Source organism: Modestobacter italicus, from assembly GCF_019799965.1.
Taxonomy (GTDB): Bacteria; Actinomycetota; Actinomycetes; order Mycobacteriales; family Geodermatophilaceae; genus Modestobacter; species Modestobacter italicus_A.
Genome location: NZ_JABGCJ010000002.1, coordinates 715,858 through 736,516, shown reverse-complemented (window position 1 = coordinate 736,516; position 20,659 = coordinate 715,858). Strand labels below are relative to the sequence as shown.

The following is a 20,659-nucleotide window of genomic DNA, read 5'->3' as shown; positions in this document are numbered from 1 at the left end:
CTCAGAAGGTGATGCCCAGGGCCAGCCCGCCGAGCAGGTAGACCGCGGCGGTGATCAGCACGATGCCGATCACGTTGAGGACGACGCCGGCGCGCAGCATCTGCCCGATCGTGACGTACCCCGAGCCGAACACGATCGCGTTCGGCGGGGTGGCCACCGGGAGCATGAACGCGCAGGTGGCGGCCAACGCGGCGGGCACCAGCAGCACCAGCGGGAAGAGGTCCAGGCCCAGGGCCACCCCGCCGAGCACCGGCAGGAACGCCGCCGCGGTGGCCGTGTTGCTGGTGACCTCGGTGAGCAGCAGGACCACCCCGGCGGTGAACAGCACCAGCACGATGGCCGGCAGCGTGCCCACCGCCCCCACCTGGTTGCCGACGTACTCGTCCAGCCCGCTCTCCTGCACGGCGGCGGCCAGGCTCAGCCCACCGCCGAAGAGCAGCAGCACGCCCCAGGGCAGCTTCTGCGCCTGCTGCCAGTCCAGCGCGGCGACGCCCTCGCGCGCCTTCACCGGGATCAGGAACAGCGCGACGGCGGCGGCGATGGCGATGGTGGCGTCGCTGAGGTTGGCCACGAACGGCAGGACGTCGGTCAGCGCCTCCCAGCCGGTCAGCGGCTGGCGCAGCACCCACAGCAGGGCGGTGCAGACGAACACCGCCAGCACCGTCCACTCGCCCCGGGACATCGAGCCCAGCTCGTCGAGCTCGGACTGGATGACCTGCTTGCCGCCGGGGATCTCCCGCAGCCCGGACCGGAAGACCAGCTTGGTGAGCACCAGCCAGGCCAGCACCAGGAAGACCGCGGCCAGCGGCAGGCCCAGCAGCATCCACTCACCGAACCCCAGCTCGATGTCGTAGTTCTGCCGGACGAACGCCGCCAGGATCAGGTTCGGTGGGGTGCCGATCAGCGTGGCCAGCGAACCGATGCTGGCCGCGTAGGCGATGCCCAGCATCAGCGCGACGGCGAAGTTGCGGGTGTCGGTGTCCCGCACGAGCTCGGTGACCGCGGGCCCGCCGTCCCCCTCGGCGGCCGTGTCGACGGCCTCCCGGTCACCGCTGCCCGCCGCCACCCGGTCCAGCACGAGCATCAGCACGCTCAGCCCGATCGGCAGCATGAGCACCGTGGTCGCGGTGTTGCTGACCCACATGCTCAGGAACGCGGTGGCGAGCATGAAGCCGGCGATCAGCCGGGGCGGCTTCGTGCCGACGGCCCGCACGGTGAGCAGCGCGATCCGCCGGTGCAGCTCCCACTTCTGCATGGCCAGGGCGATCATGAACCCGCCCATGAACAGGAAGATGTTCGGGTCCGCGTACGGCGCGGTCGCCTCGGCCACCGGCAGCACCCCCAGCAGCGGGAAGGCGACGATCGGCACCAGCGCGGTCGCCGGCAGCGGCAGCGCCTCGGTCATCCACCAGACCGCCAGCAGCACCCCGACGGCTGCCGTCGTCCGCCCGGCGGTGCTGAGTGCGTCGTCCTGGCGGAGGAGGAAGTAGACGACCAGGGCAGCGACCGGCCCGCCGATCCGGCCGGCCCACTGCCGGCCGGCCGGGACCGACGTGTCGGTGACCGCCGCCTGCTCCCCTCGCCGGCCGGGTGCGGGCTCGCTCCGCCCGGCCGCTCCGCCCTCGGCGTCCCGTCCCTCGGTGCGGGTCATGCCGGCTGCAGGTCGGCGACGACGGCGGGCGGCGCCGGTTCGTGCCCCAGCGGACGGCGGGTGAACCGGCCGGTGCCGTGCGACACCGACCGCAGCGCCCGGGCGTACTCCAGCAGCTCCCGCTCCGGCACCTCGGCGTGCACGGTCGTCTCGTCCCGCTCGGGGTCGGCCACGCTGCCGGTCACCCGGGCCCGCCTGCCGGCGAGGTCGCCGAGCACCGGTCCGAGGTGCTCGGCGGGCACCGTCACCTCCACCGCGCACCACGGTTCCAGCACCCGGGTGCCGGCCGCGGCGGCGAGCTCGCGGACCGCCAGGGCGCCGGCGGCGGCGAACGCGGCGTCGGAGGAGTCGACGGAGTGCGCCTTGCCGTCGACGAGGACGACCTCCACGTCGACCAGCGGCCGGTCCCCGCCCACCCCGCGGGCGGCCTGGGCGCGGACGCCCTTCTCCACGCTCCCGTGGAACTGGGTGGGCACCGCGCCGCCCACCACCCGCTGGCTGAACGTGACGCCCGACCCGGGCGGACCCGGCCGGCCCTCCAGGACGACGACGGCGTACTGCCCGTGCCCGCCGGACTGCTTGACGTGCCGCCCGGTCACCGTGGCCGGGCCGGCGAGGGTCTCGACCATCGGCACCTGCACCGGCGGGGTCTGCACGGCGACGCCGCAGCGGCCGCGCAGCCGGTCCAGCAGCACCTCGGCGTGCGCGTCGCCGACGCACCACAGCAGCAGCTGACCGGTGTCGGCGCGCCGCTCCAGCCGCACCGCCGGGTCCTCGGCCGCCAGCCGGGTGAGCGCCCCGGCCAGCCGGTCCTCGTCGGTGCGCGAGGCCGCCTCGACCGCGACCGGCAGCTGCGGCTCCGGCAACGACCAGGGCGGCACCACCAGCGGGTGCGCCGGGTCGGAGAGGGTGTCACCGGTCTCGGCGCTGGTCAGCCGGGCGACCGCGCAGAGGTCACCGGCCGGGCACTCGGTGACCGGCCGCAGCACGCTGCCCAGCACGCACGCGATCCCGCCGACCCGCTCGTCGGCCTCGTGGTCCAGCTCGTGACGACCGGGGTGCCGGTCCGGGTGCAGGCCGCCCCAGCCGGGGCCGGCGACGTGCACCGGGACGTCGGGCCGCAGCGTGCCGGAGAAGACCCGCACCAGGGAGATCCGGCCCAGGTAGGGGTCGGTCGTCGTCTTCACCACCTCCGCGACCAGCGGCCCGGCCGGGTCGCAGGCCAGGTGCCCGGCCGGGCGCCCGTCCGGCCGGTCGACCGGCGGGCACGGCCGCTCCAGCGGCGAGGGGAAGGCGCTGACCAGCAGGTCCAGCAGCTCCCCCACGCCCAGCCCGGTGGGCGCGGCGGCGCAGAGCACCGGGTGGAAGTCGCCCCGGGCGACCGCGGTCTCCAGGTCGGCGACCAGGTCGGCCACCTCGATGGGCTCACCGGCGAGGTAGCGGTCCATCAGCGACTCGTCCTCGCTCTCGGCGATCACCCCCTCGATCAGCTCGGCGCGCAGCCGGTCGCGCTCGGGGTCGCCGGGGCGCGGCTCCAGCAGCGAGCTGAGCCCGCCGTCGGCGTCCAGCACGTGCAGCGGGTGCACCCCGGCCCCGAACTGCTCCCGGCAGCTGCGCACGACGGCCGGGACGTCGGCGCGCGGCCGGTCGACCTGGGTGACCACCACCGCCCGCGGCAGGCCGACGGCGCGGCACTCGTCCCACAGGGCCACGGTGCCGGCGTCGACGCCGGCGACGGCGGAGACGACGAACAGCGCGGCGTCGGCGGCCCGCAGCGCGGCACGCAGCTCGCCGACGAAGTCCGGGGCGCCGGGGGTGTCCAGCAGGGTGACCCGGTGGCCGGCGTGCTCGACGGTGGCCGCGGCCAGCGACACCGAGTGCTGCAGCCGCACCTCGACCTCGTCGGTGTCCAGGCAGGTGGTGCCGTCCTCCACCCGGCCGCAGCGGGGCAGTGCCCCGGTGGCCGCCACCAGTGCCTCGGCCAGGGTGGTCTTGCCCGCGCCGGCGCGGCCGACCAGGGCCACGTTGCGCACCCGGTCGGGTGGGCGGGGTGCGGGTGCACCCGAGCCGGTGCGGTTGCCGTTGCTGCTGCCGCCGTGCGTCGCCACGCGGACCTCCGGACCTCGTCGTCCCAGGCGCCCACCCTGGCCCGTGCGGCCGGAGCGGACAAGGCCCCGGCGCGCGGCGGGCGGGCCGCAGGCGAGACTGGCCGCCGTGCTGCCACCCCCGGGGACGCCTGGCGCCGACCTGCCCGTCCGGTCGGTGCTGCCCGCGCTCGACGCGGCGCTCACCGGCTCCGGGGCCGCGGTGCTGGTCGCCCCACCCGGCACCGGCAAGACCACCCTGGTGCCGCTCGCGCTGGCCGGCCGGGTGCCGGGGACCGTGCTGGTCGCCGAACCGCGCCGGGTCGCCGTCCGGGCCGCGGCCCGCCGGATGGCCTCGCTGCTGGGTGAGCCGGTGGGCGCCTCGGTCGGCTACCGGGTGCGCGGCGAGAGCCGGCGCAGCGCCGCCACCCGGGTGGAGGTGGTGACCACCGGGCTGCTGGTCCGCCTGCTGCAGTCCGACCCGGAGCTCACCGGGGTCTCCGTGGTCGTGCTGGACGAGTGCCATGAGCGGGCCCTGGACACCGACCTGGCCCTCGCCTTCGCCCTGGACGTGCGGGCCGCGCTGCGCCCGGAGCTGCAGCTGCTGGCCATGTCGGCGACCGCGCAGGCATCGCGGCTGGCCGAGCTGATGGGCGGTGCCGCGGTCGTGGAGGCCACCGGCACGCTGCACCCGGTGGAGCCGGTGTGGTGCCCTCCCAGCCCGCCGGTCGCCCCGCCGCACGGCAGCGCGGTCGACCCGCGGCTGCTCACCGCGGTCGCCGACACCACCCGCCGGGCGCTGGCCGAGACCGCCGGCGACGTGCTGGTGTTCCTGCCCGGCGCGTACGAGATCGGCCGGGTCGCCGGGCTGCTCGCCGGGGTGGACGCCGACGTCCGGCCGCTGCACGGCCGGCTGCCGGCCGCCGAGCAGGACGCCGCGCTCACCCCGGGACCGCGCCGCCGGGTCGTGCTGTCCACCGACGTCGCCGAGACCAGCCTGACGGTGCCGGGCGTGCGCACGGTGGTCGACGCCGGCCTCGCCCGGGTGCCGCGCTTCGACGTGGCCCGCGGACTGGGGGCGCTGGTCACGGTCCGGGTCTCCCGGGCCTCGGCGGTGCAGCGCGCCGGCCGGGCGGGGCGGGAGGCTCCGGGCCGGGTCTACCGGCTGTGGTCGGCCGCCGAGCACGACCGGCTGCCGGCGGCGGGTGAGCCGGAGGTCGCCGTCGCCGACCTGACCGGGCTGGCCCTGGAGCTGGCCGTCTGGGGCACCCCGGACGGCGCCGGGCTGGCGCTGCCCGATCCTCCGCCGGCGGCAGCCCTCAGCGTGGCGCGGGAGACGCTGCGCCAGCTGGGCGCGGTGGACGACGACGGCCGGGTCACCCCGCGCGGCCGGGCGCTGACCGCGGTCGGCGCGCACCCCCGGCTGGCCCGCGCGCTGCTCGACGGGGCGCCGCTGGCCGGCCGGCGGCGGGCCGCGGAGGTGGTGGCGCTGCTGTCCGCCGACGTCCCGACCCGCTCGGACGACCTGGTCGCCGAGTGGCGGTCGCTGCGCTCGCGCTCCGACGGCCCGGCCGCGCGCTGGCGGGAGGAGGCCGCCCGGCTGTCCCGCGCGGCGCCGGCCGCCCCGGACACCGGCGTGCCCGACGACGTGACCGCCGGCCTGGTCGTCGGGCTGGCCCACCCGGAGTGGCTGGCGCGGCGGCGTCCGGGGACCGAGCGCACGTACCTGCTGGCCGCGGGCACCGGGGCGGAGCTCGCGCCGGGCACCGCACTGGGCGGGGCCGGCTGGCTGGCCGTCGCCGCGGCAGACCGGGCGCCGGGGCGGCGGGACGCCCGGGTGCGCGCCGCGGTCGCGATCGACGAGGCGACCGCGCTGGAGGCCGGGGCGGCCGCGCACACCGAAGGGCCGGAGGTCAGCTGGCGGGACGGCGACGTGGTGGCCGCCCGGGTGGAGCGGCTGGGCGCGATCGTGCTCGCCGAGCGGCCGCTGCCCGACCCCGACCCGGCCGCCGTGACCGCCGCCCTGGCCGAGGGCCTGCGGCGGGAGGGCCTGGCGCTGCTCAGCTGGACGCCGGCCGCCCGGGCACTGCGGGAGCGGCTGTCTGCCGCGCACGCCGGGCTCGGCGAGCCGTGGCCGGCGGTGGACGACGACGCGCTGCTCGCCGCGCTGGCTCAGGGCCCGGCGCTATCCGGCGCCCGCAGCCGGCGGGACCTGGTCCGGGTCGACCTCGTCGCCGCGCTCCGCGGGCTGCTGCCGTGGCAACTGGCCGGCCGGCTGGACGAGCTGGTGCCCGAGCGGGTGCAGGTGCCGACCGGGTCGAACGTGCGCGTCGACTACGGCGACCCCGAGGTGCCGACGCTGTCGGTGCGCGTGCAGGAGGTGTTCGGCTGGGCGGCGGCCCCGGTGGTCGCCGGGCGGCCGCTGCGGCTCCAGCTGCTCTCCCCCGCCGGCCGGGTGGTCGCGACGACCGCGGACCTGGCCGGCTTCTGGGTCACCGGCTACCCCGCCGTGCGCAGCGAGCTGCGCGGCCGCTACCCCCGCCACCCGTGGCCGGAGGACCCGGCCAGCGCCGTCCCCACCCGCCGGGCCAAGCCACGCGGCACCTGACCCGCTCACCGCTCGAACCGCGCCCGCCCGTCCGGCCGTGCCGGCCGACATGGCCATGGTCCACACCACCGAGATGCGACGCGTCGCTGCATCCCCGCCGGGGGTGACCACGACCGGGCGCGTCTCGACCTCCGGCCGTGTCGGCCGACACGGCCGGAGGGGCGTGTACGGGTGTGCGCATCGCTGTGTACGTTCGTACACATGAGCGCCGACCGCAGCATGTACGACCGGATGCTGGCCGGTGACGCCTACATCGCCGACGACCCGGAGATCGCCGCGGCCAGCACGAGGGCTCAGGCGCTGTCGCACCGCTACAACACCATGGACCCCACCGACGGCGCCGCCCGCCGCGCGCTGCTGGAGGAGCTGCTGGGCGCCTTCGGGCCCGGCAGCGAGATCCGCCCGCCGTTCCACTGCGACTACGGCCGGCACACCACGATCGGGGCGCGCACCTTCGCCAACTTCGGGCTGGTCTGCCTGGACGTCGCACCGGTCACCATCGGCGACGACGTGCAGATGGGCCCGAACGTCCAGCTGCTGACCGCGACCCACCCGCTGGAGGCCGGCCCGCGGCGGGACAAGTGGGAGTCCGCCGAGCCGATCGTGATCGAGGACAACGTCTGGCTCGGCGGCGGCGTCATCGTCTGCCCCGGTGTCCGGATCGGCGCGAACACCGTGGTCGGCGCCGGGTCCGTGGTGACCCGCGACCTGCCCGCCGACGTGGTCGCGGTCGGCAGCCCGGCCCGCGTCGTCCGGCCGCTGCCGTGACCACCGGGGCGACCGGGGAGCAGGACCGGCCGGTGCGCCGCCACGACCCCGACCGGCGGCAGCGGATCGTCGAGGCGACCGTCGAGGTGATCGCCGAGCACGGCGTCGCCGGCACCACCCACCGGCTGATCGCCGCGGCCGCCGACGTGCCGCTGGGGTCGTTGACCTACCACTTCACCGGGCTGGAGGACCTGCGCGCGCAGGCCTTCGCCCTGCACGCCGAGCGGATGGCGGTGAGGTACGAGGCGCACTTCGCCGAGGTCGGCAGCACCGAGGACGTCGTCGAGGCGGTCACCGAGCTGGTCCACGCCGATGCCGACGCCGACGACCGCGACTGGACCGTGGCCTACGAGCTCTACACCGCCGCGCTCCGCGACCCTGCGCTGCGCACCGTCACCGAGTCCTGGATGCGCCGCAGCCGCGGCGTGCTCGAGCGGTTCGTCGACCCGACCACCTCGCGCGGGCTGGACGCCCTGATCGAGGGCCTGGTCATGCACAAGGTCCTCTCCACCCGGCCGGTCCCCCGCGCCGAGACCCGCGAGATCATCGCCCGGGCCGTGCGGCCCACGAACTCCCAGGAGGACCCCCGGTGACCAGCACCGACGTCCGCCGGTCACCCGACCCGGCCCGGGTGACCACCGCCGTGCGGGCGGTCTACGTCGCCTTCATCGGCGCCGGGTTCGCCTTCGCCAGCTGGGCCAGCCGGATCCCGCAGGTGCGTGACCGGCTCGACCTCGACCCGGCCGCGCTGGGCCTGGTGCTGCTGGCCATCGCCGCCGGGTCGGTGATCGCCCTGCCGTTGGCCGGCACGCTGATCGGGCGGATCGGCTCCCGCCGCACGGTGATCGTCATGGCCCTCGTGCTCGCGGCGGCGATGGGCGTCATCGCGGTCGGCTCGGCCACCTCGGTGGTGGTGCTGACGGCCGGGCTGTTCGTCATGGGCCTGTCCAACGGCGCCTGGGACGTGGGGATGAACGTCCAGGGCGCCGTCGTCGAGCGGCACCTGGGCCGGGTCGTCATGTCCCGCTTCCACGCCGGGTTCAGCCTGGGCACGGTGGCCGGCGCACTCCTGGGGACGGCGATGGTCGCCCTCGACGTGCCGGTGCCGGCCCACCTGGCCGGGGTGGCGGTGCTCGTCGCGGTGGTCGTGCCACTGACCACGCGGGGGTTCGTCCCCGACGTCGACACCGATCCCGACGGGGTCCCGGCCGAGCGGGTGAGCGCGCTGGCCGCCTGGCGTGAGCCGCGCACGCTGGTGGTCGGCGTGGTCGTGCTGGCCTTCTCCTTCGCCGAGGGCACCGCCAACGACTGGCTGGCGGTGGCGCTGATCGACGACCACGGCACGTCGGCGACGGCCGGCACGCTCGGCTTCGCCCTGTTCCTCACCGCGATGACCCTGGCCCGCTGGTTCGGCGGCTCGCTGCTGGACCGGTACGGCCGGGTGCCGGTGATCCGGCTGCTGGCCGGGCTGGCCGTCGTCGGGCTGCTGCTGTTCGTGTTCGGCTCCCCGACGGTCGCCTTCCTCGGCGCCCTGCTCTGGGGCGCCGGCGCCTCACTCGGCTTCCCCACCGGGATGAGCGCCGCGGCCGACGACCCGGCGCGGGCGGCCGCCCGGGTCAGCGTCGTCGCCTCGATCGGCTACTGCGCCTTCCTGGCCGGGCCGCCGTTGATCGGGCTGCTCGGGCAGCAGGTCACCGTGCTGCGCGCACTCACCGTCGTCGCCGTCCTGCTGGGGGTGGCGGTGCTGGTCGCGGGCTCGCTCCGCCCGCCGGCCGAGCAGGACTGACCGCCCGCCGCACCCGCTACGGTCGCGGCATGGCCGACTCCCCGGTCCAGCGCTGGGACCTCACCGCCCACGGCCGGCAGCACCGCGTGGAGGTCACCGGCTCGTTCACCCGGACGATCACCTGGCACGTCGACGAGGTGCTCGTGGCCGCGAAGAAGTCGACCGACGACACCGTGCGCCTCACCCCCGGCGACCGGCTGGACCGCTCGAGCCGGGCCGGAGCGGTGGCGGACCGGGACGGCCGGCCGGACGTCGGCGCCGTGGCCGTCACGTTCACCGCGCTGGGCCGCCCGAAGCGGGCCACCTGGTACCAGGCCGAGGGCCGGGCCAGCGCCGGCACGCGGGCCGCGCTCGGCACCGGCGGGATCGACCTCGAGCCCGAGCCCGGCTCCCCCGCGGCGCGGCGGGAGGAGCGGATCGAGCGCCACCCCCGGCGGCACACCGCCCTGGCGGTCGTCGGCGGCGTCGCGAAGGTCGTGCTGCCACTGCTCCTGGGCCTGCTCGCCGTCCGGCTGGCGGTCTCCCTCCCGTGGCCGGACTGGGACCTGCCGTCGATCCCCTGGCCGGACTGGGACCTGCCGTCGGTTCCCTGGCCCGACGTGGACCTGCCCGACGTCGACCTGCCCGACTGGCAGCTGCCCGGCTGGCTCACCTGGCTGCTGGACAAGGCGGGCTACGTCTGGCCGGTCGCGCTGGCCTGGGTGGTGGCGCACCGCGAGGTGCGTCGCCGGCGCCAGCAGCAGGCCCTCCGGGAGGCAGCGCGGGAAGCGGCGCGGGCCACGACCGGCGACGTCGGCGAGGACGGTGGCGCCGACAGCGAGCCGGCCGACGACCTGCCGCCGGCCGACGCCGCGGACCGGCCCGAGCACCACCGCACCCCGCCCGCCCGGGAGGACGGCCCCGGGGTGTGACGCGGACCCGGGGCCCTCATCGAGCAGCACCTCGCGGCACCGGCGAGGATCGGGGGGTGACCAGCGACGCCCCTGACCCGAAGCCCAGCACCGCGGCCCCCACCACGGACGCCTGGGGCATCGACGCCAGCTGGCTCGACGCCCTCGACGAGGAGCACACCGTCGCCGACGCGACGATCGAGCGCCTGCGCGAGGTGATCGGGACCCCACCGGACGACCTGGTGCACCGGGTGCCGATCGTCGCCCGGCCCGGGGACGCCCTGGAGGTGGAGCGGGCCGAGGTCACCTGCGAGGACGGGCAGACGAGGCACGTCGACGGCTCGCTGCCCGAGGACTTCCCGCTGGGCTACCACCGGCTGCGCACCCCCGACGGCCGCGAGCGCCGGCTGATCGTCTCCCCCGGGCGCTGCTGGCTGCCCGAGGGCTGGCGGGCCTGGGGCTGGGCGGTGCAGCTCTACGCCACCCGCGGCCGGGACAGCTGGGGCATCGGCGACCTCGGCGACCTGCGCACCGTGCGCGAGTTCGCCCAGGAGCAGGGTGCGGGCTTCGTGCTGGTCAACCCGCTGCACGCGGTCGCCCCGACCGAGGGCCAGGAGGACAGCCCCTACCTGCCGGCCACCCGCCGGTTCCGCAACCCCGTCTACCTGCGCATCAGCGACGTGCCCGGCGTGGACGCGGTCGACGCGGAGTCCGACGCCGGGCGGGCGCTGAACGACGGCGAGCTGATCGACCGCGATGCGATCTGGGCGGTGAAGCGCCGGGTCCTGCAGCGGGTCTTCGACGCCGGGATCGACGAGGGCCCGTTCCGCGACTGGTGGTGGCACCAGGGGCAGCCGCTGATGGACTGGGCCACCTGGTGCGCGATCGCCGACGCGCACGGCCCCGACTGGCACACCTGGCCCGAGGAGCTCCGCGACCCGCGCGGCGCCGGGGTGGCCGACTTCGCCGCCGCGCACGACCGGGAGATCGCCTTCCACGCCTGGCTGCAGTGGCAGCTCGACGTCCAGCTCCGCGCGGCCACCGAGGGCATCACGGTGATCCAGGACCTGCCGATCGGCGTCGCCGGCGGCGGCGCGGACGCGTGGGCCTGGCAGGACGTGCTGGCCCAGGGGGTCAGCGTCGGCGCCCCGCCGGACGCCTTCAACAGCCAGGGCCAGGACTGGGGCTCCCCGCCGCTGGTGCCCTGGCGCCTGCAGGCCGCGGACTACGAGCCGTTCATCCAGTCCATCCGGGCGACCATGGCCGGTGCCGGTGGGCTGCGGGTCGACCACGTGATGGGGCTGTTCCGGCTCTGGTGGGTGCCCTCCGACGGGAGCGCCGCGGACGGCGCCTACGTCCGCTACCCCTACGAGGACATGCTCGACATCGTCGCGCTGGAGAGCCACCGCGCCCAGGCCATCGTGGTCGGCGAGGACCTCGGCACCGTCGAGGACGGCGTCCGCGAGGCCATGGCCGAGCACGGCATCCTGTCCTACCGGTTGCTGTGGTTCGAGGACGACGACCCGGCGCAGTGGCCCGCCGAGGCGATGGCCGCGATCACCACCCACGACCTGCCGACGGTGGCCGGGCTGTGGACCGGGTCGGACCTGGCCGAGCAGCGCGAGCACGGGCTGGGCACCGAGGATGAGCTGGAGCGCGGGCGCGCCTCGCTGCTGGCGCACCTGGACACCGTCCCGGAGGGCGCGACGCCGGCCGAGGCGGTGGAGGCCGCGCACCGCCGGCTGGCCACCGCGCCGTCCACCCTGCTGTCGGCGACCCTGGACGACGCGCTGGCCGAGGAGCGGCGGCCGAACATGCCGGGTGCGAACGACCGGCCCAACTGGTGCCTGCCGCTGCCGGTGCCCACCGAGGAGCTGGCCGCCCACCCCGGCGTCCAGGCCGTCGCCGGGGTGCTGGCGGCCGGGCTCCACCCGGTCACCGGCAAGGGCAAGGTCAAGGCCGGGAAGAGCAGCAAGGGCAGCGGCAAGAGCACCCGGACCAGGAAGAAGTGAGCGCGGGCACCACGAGGACCGCGCGGGTCACCGCCCCGGCCGAGGACGACTGGGCCGTCGTCCGGGCTGTGCGGCTGACCGCGCTCGCCGACGCGCCCGATGCGTTCGACTCCTCCCTCGACCGGGAGCAGGCGCTCACCGAGGCCGACTGGCGCGCCCGGCTGAGGGCCGGTGGTCAGCGGCTGGCCTGGCTCGGGGACGACGCGGTCGGGCTGGCCCGCGGCCTGGTGCACGAGACGGCGGGTGGGGTCGAGCACCACCTCGTCGGGATGTGGGTGGCCCCGGCCGCCCGCGGTTCCGGCGCCGCCGGCGGGCTCGTCGAGGCCGTCACCGACTGGGCCCGTGAGCTGGGCGCAACGCGGCTGTTCCTCTGGGTGGTCGGGGAGAACGGCGCCGCCGCGGCGCTGTACCGGCGGCACGGGTTCGTCCCCACCGGCCGGGTGCAGCCCCTGCCCACCCGGCCCTGGCAGACCGAGCGGCAGTACGCCCGCGACCTGGCCTGAGGCCGCCCGGCGGCAGGCAGCCCCAGGCAGCGGTCAGCTGCGGATGAACTCGAGCAGGTCGGCGTTGATCGTCGCGGCCTGCGTGGTCGGCATGCCGTGCGGGAAGCCGGCGTAGGTCTTCAGCGTGCCGTTCGGCAGCAGTTCGGCCGACAGCGGCGCCGAGTCGGCGTAGGGCACGACCTGGTCGTCGTCGCCGTGCATGACCAGCACCGGCACGGTGATCTTCTTCAGGTCGTCGGTGAAGTCGGTCTGGGAGAAGGCGACGACGCCGTCGTAGTGGGCCTTCGCCCCGCCCATCATCCCCTGGCGCCACCAGTTCTGGATCACGGCCTCCTGCGGCTCGACGCCGTCCCGGTTGAAGCCGTAGAACGCCGTCGCGGGCAGCTCGCGGTAGAAGTTCGACCGGTTGGTGGCCACCTGCTCTTGGATGCCGTCGAAGACGCTCTTGGGCAGCCCGCCGGGGTTGGCGTCGGTCTGCACCATGATCGGCGGGACCGCGCTGATCAGCACCGCCTTGGCCACCCGGTCCTCACCGTGCCGGGCGATGTAGTGGGCCACCTCGCCGCCGCCGGTGGAGTGGCCGACGTGCACCGCGTCGCGCAGGTCCAGGTGGGCCGTCAGCGCGGCCAGGTCGTCGGCGTAGTGGTCCATGTCGTGCCCGTCGTCGGTCTGGGTCGAGCGGCCGTGCCCCCGCCGGTCGTGGGCGATGACCCGGTACCCCTGCGCCAGGAAGAACATCAGCTGGGCGTCCCAGTCGTCGGCCGACAGCGGCCAGCCGTGGCTGAACACGATCGGCTGACCGGTCCCCCAGTCCTTGTAGTACGTCTCGATGCCGTCGTGGCTGAGGACGGGCATGGCGTCTCCTCCGTCGGTGCAGCGGGGTGGTGGCGCCCAGCACGCTAGGGACGCCGCCGCCGGCGGAGCGTGCCCTCGGTGCCCGGTGCTGGTCCCTGCGTGCCGACCACCCGGGACGGATGCCCTTCCCGGACGGTCCGTCGGGGCGACAGGATGTCGGTGCTCGCGGCAGCGTCGCCGACCACCCGCACGGGGAGGCGCGATGGTCACGCTCCTGGACAGCCGGCAGCTCATCGGCGCCGACCGCCGTCCGGCCGCCGTGGTCGCGCGGCTGCAGGCCGGGATGAGCTCCCGGGTGTGGCTGCGCGAGCCGGCGGCGGCGGTGCAGGTGCGGCTGGACGCCTGGCAGCTCGGCAGTCTCCCGGTGCTGCGCGCCGACGTCGTCGGCCCGCTGGCCGTCGGCCGCCGCCCCGTCCCGCCGGACACCCCGCCGGTGCTGTCCCTCTACGTCCAGGAACGCGGCACCGGCCGGCACGAGCAGGGCGGCCGGGAGCGTGCCCTGCCCCCCGGCGGCCTCGCGGTCACCGACGTCAGCTCCCCGTACTCCTTCGCCTGGGGCGCCACCGAGGGCGCGGGGCGGGCCCTGCAGATCCCGGTCGCCCGCCTCGGACTACCGGTGGACGTCGTTCGCCGGGCCGTGCCGCAGGTGCCGGACAGCCCGCTGTACGAGCTCGTCCGGGCGCACGTCGCCCAGGTGACCCGGGACGCCGAGCGACTGACCGCCGACCCGGGGTGGCCGGCGCTGTCCGTGGCGACCGTCGAGCTCGCGCGGGCACTGGTCGTCTCCGCCGCGGGTGCGGACGGCGCGATCCGCGCCGTGCTGGGCGAGACCCTGCTGACCCGGATCCGCACCTGGGTCGAGCAGCACCTCACCGATCCCGACCTGGACGCCGCCCGCATCGCGACCGAGCACGCGATCAGCGTCCGCCAGCTCTACCGGCTGTGCTCGGCGGCCGGGTTCAGCCTGGAGCAGTGGGTCATCGACCAGCGCCTGACCGGTGCCCGGGCCGAGCTGGCGCGGCCCGGTGGGCGTCCGATCGCCGCCGTCGCCCGCGCCTGGGGGTTCGGCGACCCGTCGCACTTCAGCCGCCGGTTCCGTGCCCAGTTCGGGATGAGCCCGCGCGACTGGCGGGCACAGCAACCACCCCCACCCCCGCCGTCCCTGCCGTCCCTGCCGTCCCTGCCTTCGAGTGACAGCTGAGCGGGGACCCCCAGCCAGGTAACCCCGCAGAGCTGTCGCTCGACGACGATGGGGCGGGCGTGGATCGAACGTGTGTTCGAGGGCCGTGCGACGATGTCCGGGTGGCCGGGGGGATGCAGCGAGGGCGGCACGCCGGCTCACTGGCCGACCGGGCGGCCCGGTCCGGGCACTCTCCGCCCCAGCCCCAGTCCTCCGGCTCCCAGTCCTCCGGGTCCCAGCCCTCTGGGCACCCCGCGCCGCCGCCGTCCGTGGCCGCGCCGGCTGGGGAGGTACGCCGGCCGGCGGGCGGGGGCCACGGGCGGCACTGCTGGGTGCTCGACCCGCCCGATGCACCGGGCACCTGGCCGGGGCTGCTGGTCGAGTGGCGGCAGCGGGAGGGCGCCTGGCACGGCCGGGTCGCCTACACCGTCGTCGGCGCCCACGGCCCGGTGCTGGTCGAGGCCTGGCTGCCGGCCGACCAGCTGAGACAGGGCTGACGCGGGGCTGCGCCCTCGGCCTGCTGCACCCCTAACCTGCTGCGCATGACGACCGAGGACGCGGCGGGGACGCCGGCGGTGGTGCGTGCCGCAGGCCGGCCGGGTGACGGCCGACTGCCCCTGGTCGGCACTCCCCCGCACCCGGGCCGGCCGTGGCCCGGTGTCGGGGTGTGGTGGCTGCCCGACGCCACCGCCCTGGCGGTCACCACCTGGGGCAGCAGCAGTCATCCGCGGTCGCCGCGCACCGCCCGGGTCGAGGGCGGGGAGCTGGTGCTGACCATCGAGCACCGGCAGGCCACTGGGCCGATGACGGCGGACCTGGCCCCCCACACCACCGTGATCGAGCCGCCCGCGGGGCTGGACCCGACGACCCCCACCCGGGTGCGGATCGGCGAGTTGGTGCTCGACCTGCCACCGGCCGGCGGGCCGCCACCCGAGCCCCGACCTCCCCGCGTGGAGCCGGACGACGGTTTGCCACCCCACCCCCGCGGGATAGGGGGAGGGAGACGAGGCCCGGAACGACCGGGCCGGTGGAGCGGAGGCAAGAGATGACCAGCCCGCACGACGAACCGACGCTCGACGACGTGATGACCCCCGAGGAGCCGGCTCCCCGGGACCGCAGCGAGCACGCCAAGGACCCGCACCTGTCCGACGAGGTGCTCGAGCACCGCACCGAGCTGGAGCGCCAGGCGGTGCAGTCCGACGACGCGAACCCGGCCGGCGCCTACGAGCACGACGCGACCGAGGCCTGAGCCTCCAGGGGGCGGTGCCCCGGGACGACCCGGGGCACCGCCTGGCGCAGCCGATCAGGGCTGCAGCGAGCGGGTCCGACCCAGCACCGCGGTGAGCAGCAGCGCCGCGAACGTGCAGCCACCGGCCAGCAGCGCGACCGCGGGCCAGCCGGCGTCCTGCCAGGCCCGGCCGGCCAGGGTGCCGCCGACCGAGGACCCGACGTAGTACCAGAACGAGTACAGCGAGGCGGCCTGCCCGACCGGCCGCCCGCCCAGCTGGGCCCGCACCGCCACCCAGCCGCTGGCCACCCCGTGCGCGGCGAAGAAGCCGACCGTCAGCACGCACAGACCGGCGATCACGCACCACAGCGGGGTGGGCAGCGTCAGCGCGATGCCGGCGCCCATCACCACCAGGCACAGCGGCACGACCACCCGGCGCCCGGCCCGGTCGGCGAGCCAGCCGGCGGTGGGCGAGCTGGCCGAGCCGAGCAGGTAGGCCAGGAACACCAGCCCGACCAGCGCCGGGGACAGCGAGTACGGCGCGGACTCCAGCCGGAAGGTGACCGCGTTGTACACGGCCACGTTGCCGGCCATCAGCAGCGCAGCCACCCCGTAGAGCGCCAGCAGCGCCGGGTCGGTGAACGCCGCGCCCAGCTGTCGCAGCAGCCGCCCCTCCCGGGGCACCCGGACGAACCGGTGGGACGGCGGCAGCAGCACCCGGACGGCGACCGCGCAGCCCACCGTCAGCGCCGCGGCACCACCCAGCGCCGTCCGCCAGCCGCCGAACTCGGTGAGGAAACCGCTGATCAGCCGGCCGGACAGTCCGCCGATCGCGGTCCCGCTGACGTACAGCCCGATGGCGCGGGAGCTGACCTGCGGGTGCAGCTCCTCGCGCAGGTAGGCCACCGCGACCGCGGGCAGGCCGGCGAGCGCGAAGCCCTGCAGGCCGCGCAGCACGAGCAGCACCTGCCAGGTCGGCGCCAGGGCGATGAGCACGGCCAGCACCGCGGAGGTGGCGAGGCTGGCGTGCAGGATGCCGGTGCGCCCGCGCCGGTCCGACAGCGGGCCGAGCACCAGCAGACCGACGGCCAGCGCCCCGGTGGTGACCGAGATGGCCAGCGTCGAGGCGGCCGGGGAGACCCCGAAGGAGCGGGTCAGCTCGGGCAGCAGGGACTGCGGCGCGTAGAGGCTGACGAAGACGGCGATGCCGGCCAGGAAGACGCCCGTGGCAGCTCGCCGGAATCCCGGTTCACCGACCTGGTGGCCCGGCCACTCCCCCGTCGTCACGACGGGGAGGCTGCTCCTGTGCGCGGGGCCACCGCGGGTCGGGTCAGGAGGCCTGTTCGGTCAGCAGCTGGTCCAGCGCCTCCCGTGCCACCTCGGCGTCGTCGAAGTGCACCGGGGCACCGTCGTCGGTCATCGTCGTCTCGTGGCCGCGGCCCACGATCAGCACCACGTCCCGGCCGCCGGCGGCTTCGACCGCCGCGGTGATCGCCTCCCGGCGGTCCAGCACCGTGTGCACCACGCCGGTGCCGCCGGCCAGCCCGACCCGCAGCTCGGCGACGATGGCCTCGGGCCGCTCGCCGTGGCTGCCCTCGTTGGTCAGCCACACCTCGTCGGCGGCGCGCGCGGAGACCCCGAGGCCCTGACGCTTGTACCGGTCCCGGCGCCCCCGGGCACCGAGCACCAGGTGCACCCGGCCACCGGGGCGGGTCAGGTCGCGGGCGGTCTGCAGCGCGGCCGCGAGCGCGTGCGGGGTGTGCGCGTAGTCCACGACGACCAGCGGCCCGCCCGGGGCGCCCAGCAGGGTGTTCCGGCCGGCCGGCGGCGCCGTGGCCGAGATCCCGGCGGCGACCACCGCCGGCGCCAGGCCCAGCGAGCGGCCCGTCGCCCAGGCCGCGGCCAGGTTGGCCACGTGCACCCGGCCGACCAGCGGGGAGGTGATCCGGTGCCGGCCGTCGTCGTCCTCGACCAGCACGCTGGTGCCCTCGGCACCGGTCCGCCAGCCGAGCACCCGCACGTCGGCGTCGACGTCCGGGCCGGTGGCCACCCGGGTGACCGGCAGGCGCACCTGGTCGGCCAGCCGCCGCCCCCACGGCCCGTCGACCACGACGACCGCGCTGTCGGCGCGCTCGGGGGTGAACAGCAGCGCCTTGCTCGCCCAGTACTGCTCGATGGTGCCGTGGTGGTCGAGGTGGTCCTCCTCGAAGCCGGTGAAGACGGCGACCTCGACGTGCACGCCGTCGACCCGGCCGACGTCCAGCGCGATCGAGGAGGCCTCCACCACCGCGCTGGTCGCGCCGGCGTCGACCATCCAGCGCAACAGCGCGTGCAGCTCCGGCGCCTCCGGGGTGGTCAGCCGGGTGGCCCGGCGCTGGTCGCCCACCCGGGCGCCGAGGGTGGTGACCACCCCGGCGCACTCCCCGGCGGCGGTGAGCACCCCACGCACCAGCGTGCTGGTCGTGGTCTTGCCGTTGGTGCCGGTGACGCCGACCAGCCGCAGGTGGTCGGCCGGGTCGCCGGCCAGCAGGGCCCCGAGCGGGCCGAGCAGGGCACGCACCGAGGGCACCCGCAGCTGCGGCGCGTCGACGTCCACCGGCCGGTCGGTGAGCAGGGCGGCCGCACCGGCGGCCACCGCCGCCGCGGCGAACCGGTGACCGTCGCTGCTGCCGCCGCGCACGCAGGCGAACAGGCAGCCCGGCGTCACCGCCCGGGAGTCGGTGACCAGCCCGTGCAGGAGCAGGTCGTCGGGCACCAGGCCGTCCGGGACCCCGACGCGCACCACCGGACCGGCCGCGACGGCCCGGGCCCGGCGTTCGAGGTCGGACCAGCGGACTCCGGCGCGCAGCACGCCGCTGACGCTAGGGGCAACACCGCGGGTCGGCAGCGCGAGACCAGGACGTGCGCCACCGACCGCGGGCGCGCGGTGCCCCTGCCCGGCCTGGTTGGCTGGTCACCGTGCCCCGCCTGACCTCGCCGGACGTCGCCTGCTGGGTGCTGAAGAGCACCCGGCCACCCGGTGCGCTGCGGCCCGACTGGCAGATCGGCGAGACCGCCGAGCTGGCCCGCTGCGTGCGCCCCAGCTACCGGCTGGAGCTGATGACCCCGGGCCAGCCGTGTCTGCTGTGGGTCAGCGGCCGGGACCGGCCCGGTGTGCACGCCCTGGGGGTGCTGACCGGCCGGCCCCAGCCGGGCGAGGACGGGCCCGCCGTCGCCGTCCGCTGGACCCGACTGGCCGAGCCGGTGGACCGTGCCGAGCTGCTCGCCGACCCGGCGGCGCGCGATGCGGAGGTGCTGCGGATGCCGGCGGGGAGCAACCCGTCCTGGCTGTCGGCAGGGCAGTACGCCGCCGTGCTGGCGCATGCCGGCGTCCGGCGCTGACCCCGGACCCACGGCAGCCGCCGCGACGGCTACCGCCGGTGCCGCGGGGTCAGGCGCTGCGGGGCGCGTACATGATCAGCGCGACCCCGACCAGGCAGACGACCGCACCGGCGACGTCCCAGCGGTCGGGGCGGAAGCCGTCGGCCACCATGGCCCACAGCAGCGAGCCGACGATGAAGACGCCGCCGTAGGCGGCCAGCACCCGGCCGAAGGCGGCCTCCGGCTGCAGCGTGGCCACCACGCCGTAGAGCGCCAGCGACACCATCCCGAGCCCGACCCAGACCCAGCCGCGGGAGTCCCGGAGCCCCTGCCAGACCAGCCAGGCCCCGCCGATCTCCAGCAGCGCGGCGAGCACGAACAGGGCGATGGAGCGGATCGTCACACCGCCACTCTGCCGCCCCGCCCTCCACCGCACAGCCAGGGCTGGGACGATGACTCCTCGTGACGGACAGCCGGTACCGCTGGGGTGGCCTCCTCTGGCTGCTCACCCTGCAGTTCTTCGTCGTCGAGGCGATCGTGGCCAGCCAGTTCGGCGGTTACTCCCGGTCCGCCGACGTGATCAGCGACCTCGGGACGGCAGCCTCGCCGGCCCGGCTGCTGATGAACGCCTCCTTCGTCGTCCAGGGGCTGCTCATCGTCGGCGGCGCGCTGCTGCTGGCCCCGGGACTGTCGGGCACCGGCGGCCGGCTGACCCGGGTGTTCCTGGGCGTCGCCGGCCTGGGCGTGCTGCTGGTCGGGGTCTTCCCCTCCGACGGCAACGCCACCGCTCATCAGATCGCCGCTGCCGCGTACTTCGTGGGTGGGGCGCTCGGCCTGATCGCGCTGGCCTACGGGGTGCGGCCCCGGTCCGAGGCGCTGGGCACCACGCTGGCCCTGCTCGGGCTGATCGGCCTGATCGGCACGGTCTTCTTCGGCGCCGCGGTGTTCCTCTTCCTCGGCGAGGGCGGCATGGAGCGGGTGGCCGGCTACGTCGTCCCGATCGGGTTGCCGATCGCCGGCGCCGCGCTGTGGCGGCAGAAGGACGACTGGCTCGCGCTCACCCGGCCCGACGGCACGCCCACCCGCCGCCAGCTGCGCGAGGACGCCCGGCTGGAGCGCGCCCAGCGCCTCGCCGAGCGTGACGCAGCCCTGGAGGCGGCGGCCCGGCGGGCCGAGCAGCGCCCCGCCCCGGGGCAGGCGGCGAGCACGGCTGCAGAGGACGACCCCGACGACTTCGACCCCGACGACCCCTGGGCGCCCCGCCGCCGCTGACCCGCCGGGGCGTGGGCGCTCAGGAGCAGCAGGCGTCGGCGCCCTCGGGGGTGAGCGCGGCCAGCGTGGCCAGCGCCTTGACCGGACCGGCCAGGGCCTCGCAGCACAGCGCGTAGACGTTGCTGCGCCCCTTCGGCGTGACGGTCACCAGCCCCTGCTCGCGCAGCGGGGCCAGGTGGTGGCTGACCAGGGTCTGGCTCATGCCGGCGGCGTCGGTGAGCTGGCGCACCGTGCGCGGCCCCTCCGCCAGCAGCAGGACCAGGTGCAGCCGGTTGGGGTCGCCGAGCGCCTTCAGCTGCGGGGCGAGCAGGCGGGCCCGGTCGGCGGGCGAGGTCAGCTCGTCGACGTCCAGCAGTCGCACGTCCAGGTCCTGGCGCATGCCGACCAGTCTGACACACAGTGGTTGTTGTCAACAGTGTTCGCTGTTAATGTCCCCGCTCACTGGCCTCGACGACAGGAGCA

20 protein-coding genes are annotated in these 20,659 nt (G+C 76.4%); 13 read left to right on the top strand and 7 right to left on the bottom strand.

Going from position 1 to position 20,659, the window contains the following annotated elements:
* Nucleotide 1: 1 nt before the first annotated feature.
* The gene (locus HLA93_RS07555; RefSeq protein WP_222193713.1) at nucleotides 2–1,651 is read right to left on the bottom strand and encodes an SLC13 family permease; all 1,650 of its coding nucleotides are present in this window, start codon (nucleotides 1,649–1,651) and stop codon (nucleotides 2–4) included.
* Complete coding sequence (locus HLA93_RS07550; protein ID WP_222193712.1) at nucleotides 1,648–3,759, bottom strand: elongation factor G-like protein EF-G2; 2,112 nt, start codon at nucleotides 3,757–3,759, stop codon at nucleotides 1,648–1,650. Before HLA93_RS07550 ends, HLA93_RS07555 begins: the two co-directional genes overlap by 4 nt.
* A 106-nt stretch (nucleotides 3,760–3,865) precedes the next feature.
* Between HLA93_RS07550 and hrpB the strand changes: the two genes are divergently transcribed.
* The 7 genes from hrpB to HLA93_RS20820 all read left to right on the top strand — a co-directional run bounded on the left by hrpB (nucleotide 3,866) and on the right by HLA93_RS20820 (nucleotide 12,302).
* The gene (gene hrpB / locus HLA93_RS07545; protein WP_222193711.1) at nucleotides 3,866–6,343 is read left to right on the top strand and encodes an ATP-dependent helicase HrpB; all 2,478 of its coding nucleotides are present in this window, start codon (nucleotides 3,866–3,868) and stop codon (nucleotides 6,341–6,343) included.
* 201 nt (nucleotides 6,344–6,544) lie between these two features.
* On the top strand, nucleotides 6,545–7,111 hold the full coding sequence (locus HLA93_RS07540; protein ID WP_222193710.1) for a sugar O-acetyltransferase: 567 nt from the start codon (nucleotides 6,545–6,547) through the stop codon (nucleotides 7,109–7,111).
* Nucleotides 7,108–7,704, top strand: a complete 597-nt coding sequence (locus HLA93_RS21995) for a TetR/AcrR family transcriptional regulator (RefSeq protein WP_308127997.1) — start codon at nucleotides 7,108–7,110, stop codon at nucleotides 7,702–7,704. The genes HLA93_RS07540 and HLA93_RS21995 overlap by 4 nt, the downstream gene beginning before the upstream one ends.
* A complete protein-coding gene (locus tag HLA93_RS21990; protein WP_222193709.1) occupies nucleotides 7,701–8,897 on the top strand; it encodes an MFS transporter in 1,197 nt (398 codons plus the stop codon). Before HLA93_RS21995 ends, HLA93_RS21990 begins: the two co-directional genes overlap by 4 nt.
* A 29-nt stretch (nucleotides 8,898–8,926) precedes the next feature.
* The gene (locus tag HLA93_RS07525) at nucleotides 8,927–9,808 is read left to right on the top strand and encodes a hypothetical protein (protein ID WP_222193708.1); all 882 of its coding nucleotides are present in this window, start codon (nucleotides 8,927–8,929) and stop codon (nucleotides 9,806–9,808) included.
* Between the two features lie 56 nt (nucleotides 9,809–9,864).
* Nucleotides 9,865–11,799 (top strand): 4-alpha-glucanotransferase, encoded by a 1,935-nt coding sequence (malQ, locus tag HLA93_RS07520; protein WP_222193707.1) that lies wholly within the window; start codon nucleotides 9,865–9,867, stop codon nucleotides 11,797–11,799.
* On the top strand, nucleotides 11,796–12,302 hold the full coding sequence (locus HLA93_RS20820) for a GNAT family N-acetyltransferase (RefSeq protein WP_222193706.1): 507 nt from the start codon (nucleotides 11,796–11,798) through the stop codon (nucleotides 12,300–12,302). The genes malQ and HLA93_RS20820 overlap by 4 nt, the downstream gene beginning before the upstream one ends.
* A gap of 33 nt (nucleotides 12,303–12,335) precedes the next feature.
* On the opposite strand, the gene HLA93_RS07510 is transcribed toward HLA93_RS20820, so the two are convergent.
* A complete protein-coding gene (locus HLA93_RS07510) occupies nucleotides 12,336–13,157 on the bottom strand; it encodes an alpha/beta fold hydrolase (protein ID WP_222193705.1) in 822 nt (273 codons plus the stop codon).
* Between the two features lie 202 nt (nucleotides 13,158–13,359).
* On the opposite strand from HLA93_RS07510, the gene HLA93_RS07505 reads away from it, so the two are divergent.
* The 4 genes from HLA93_RS07505 (at nucleotide 13,360) to HLA93_RS07490 (ending at nucleotide 15,586) form a co-directional block, all read left to right on the top strand.
* Nucleotides 13,360–14,358, top strand: coding sequence for a helix-turn-helix domain-containing protein (locus HLA93_RS07505; RefSeq protein ID WP_222193704.1), 999 nt, complete (start codon nucleotides 13,360–13,362; stop codon nucleotides 14,356–14,358).
* A 311-nt stretch (nucleotides 14,359–14,669) separates the two neighbouring features.
* Nucleotides 14,670–14,834 carry a hypothetical protein gene (locus tag HLA93_RS20815; protein ID WP_246625845.1) on the top strand — a complete coding sequence of 55 codons (165 nt, stop codon included), beginning with the start codon at nucleotides 14,670–14,672 and terminating at the stop codon, nucleotides 14,832–14,834.
* A gap of 45 nt (nucleotides 14,835–14,879) precedes the next feature.
* Nucleotides 14,880–15,386, top strand: coding sequence for a hypothetical protein (locus HLA93_RS07495; protein ID WP_222193703.1), 507 nt, complete (start codon nucleotides 14,880–14,882; stop codon nucleotides 15,384–15,386).
* Complete coding sequence (locus HLA93_RS07490; RefSeq protein ID WP_222193702.1) at nucleotides 15,383–15,586, top strand: hypothetical protein; 204 nt, start codon at nucleotides 15,383–15,385, stop codon at nucleotides 15,584–15,586. Before HLA93_RS07495 ends, HLA93_RS07490 begins: the two co-directional genes overlap by 4 nt.
* Before the next feature lie 54 nt (nucleotides 15,587–15,640).
* Here the strand turns inward: HLA93_RS07490 and HLA93_RS07485 are convergent, their stop codons facing one another.
* On the bottom strand, nucleotides 15,641–16,852 hold the full coding sequence (locus HLA93_RS07485) for an MFS transporter (RefSeq protein ID WP_222193701.1): 1,212 nt from the start codon (nucleotides 16,850–16,852) through the stop codon (nucleotides 15,641–15,643).
* A 43-nt stretch (nucleotides 16,853–16,895) separates the two neighbouring features.
* Entirely contained in the window at nucleotides 16,896–18,416 is a 1,521-nt protein-coding gene (locus HLA93_RS07480) for a Mur ligase family protein (RefSeq protein ID WP_222193700.1), read from the bottom strand.
* A gap of 107 nt (nucleotides 18,417–18,523) precedes the next feature.
* On the opposite strand from HLA93_RS07480, the gene HLA93_RS07475 reads away from it, so the two are divergent.
* On the top strand, nucleotides 18,524–18,946 hold the full coding sequence (locus HLA93_RS07475) for a hypothetical protein (RefSeq protein WP_222193699.1): 423 nt from the start codon (nucleotides 18,524–18,526) through the stop codon (nucleotides 18,944–18,946).
* Between the two features lie 49 nt (nucleotides 18,947–18,995).
* On the opposite strand, the gene HLA93_RS07470 is transcribed toward HLA93_RS07475, so the two are convergent.
* Nucleotides 18,996–19,328: a YnfA family protein gene (locus HLA93_RS07470; RefSeq protein ID WP_222193698.1), complete on the bottom strand. Its 333-nt coding sequence runs from the start codon at nucleotides 19,326–19,328 to the stop codon at nucleotides 18,996–18,998.
* 59 nt (nucleotides 19,329–19,387) lie between these two features.
* On the opposite strand from HLA93_RS07470, the gene HLA93_RS07465 reads away from it, so the two are divergent.
* The gene (locus tag HLA93_RS07465; RefSeq protein WP_222193697.1) at nucleotides 19,388–20,197 is read left to right on the top strand and encodes a DUF998 domain-containing protein; all 810 of its coding nucleotides are present in this window, start codon (nucleotides 19,388–19,390) and stop codon (nucleotides 20,195–20,197) included.
* Nucleotides 20,198–20,216: 19 nt separating this feature from the next.
* Here the strand turns inward: HLA93_RS07465 and HLA93_RS07460 are convergent, their stop codons facing one another.
* Entirely contained in the window at nucleotides 20,217–20,576 is a 360-nt protein-coding gene (locus HLA93_RS07460; RefSeq protein ID WP_222193696.1) for an ArsR/SmtB family transcription factor, read from the bottom strand.
* Nucleotides 20,577–20,659 lie beyond the last annotated feature (83 nt).

What these genes read in the sequence shown, in the direction of transcription:
- HLA93_RS07555 (WP_222193713.1), bottom strand. Translation starts at nt 1,651, where the DNA reads ATGACCCGCACCGAGGGACGGGACGCCGAGGGCGGAGCGGCCGGGCGG.
- HLA93_RS07540 (WP_222193710.1), top strand. Translation starts at nt 6,545, where the DNA reads ATGAGCGCCGACCGCAGCATGTACGACCGGATGCTGGCCGGTGACGCC.
- HLA93_RS07525 (WP_222193708.1), top strand. Translation starts at nt 8,927, where the DNA reads ATGGCCGACTCCCCGGTCCAGCGCTGGGACCTCACCGCCCACGGCCGG.
- HLA93_RS07510 (WP_222193705.1), bottom strand. Translation starts at nt 13,157, where the DNA reads ATGCCCGTCCTCAGCCACGACGGCATCGAGACGTACTACAAGGACTGG.
- HLA93_RS07505 (WP_222193704.1), top strand. Translation starts at nt 13,360, where the DNA reads ATGGTCACGCTCCTGGACAGCCGGCAGCTCATCGGCGCCGACCGCCGT.
- HLA93_RS07495 (WP_222193703.1), top strand. Translation starts at nt 14,880, where the DNA reads ATGACGACCGAGGACGCGGCGGGGACGCCGGCGGTGGTGCGTGCCGCA.
- HLA93_RS07490 (WP_222193702.1), top strand. Translation starts at nt 15,383, where the DNA reads ATGACCAGCCCGCACGACGAACCGACGCTCGACGACGTGATGACCCCC.
- HLA93_RS07460 (WP_222193696.1), bottom strand. Translation starts at nt 20,576, where the DNA reads ATGCGCCAGGACCTGGACGTGCGACTGCTGGACGTCGACGAGCTGACC.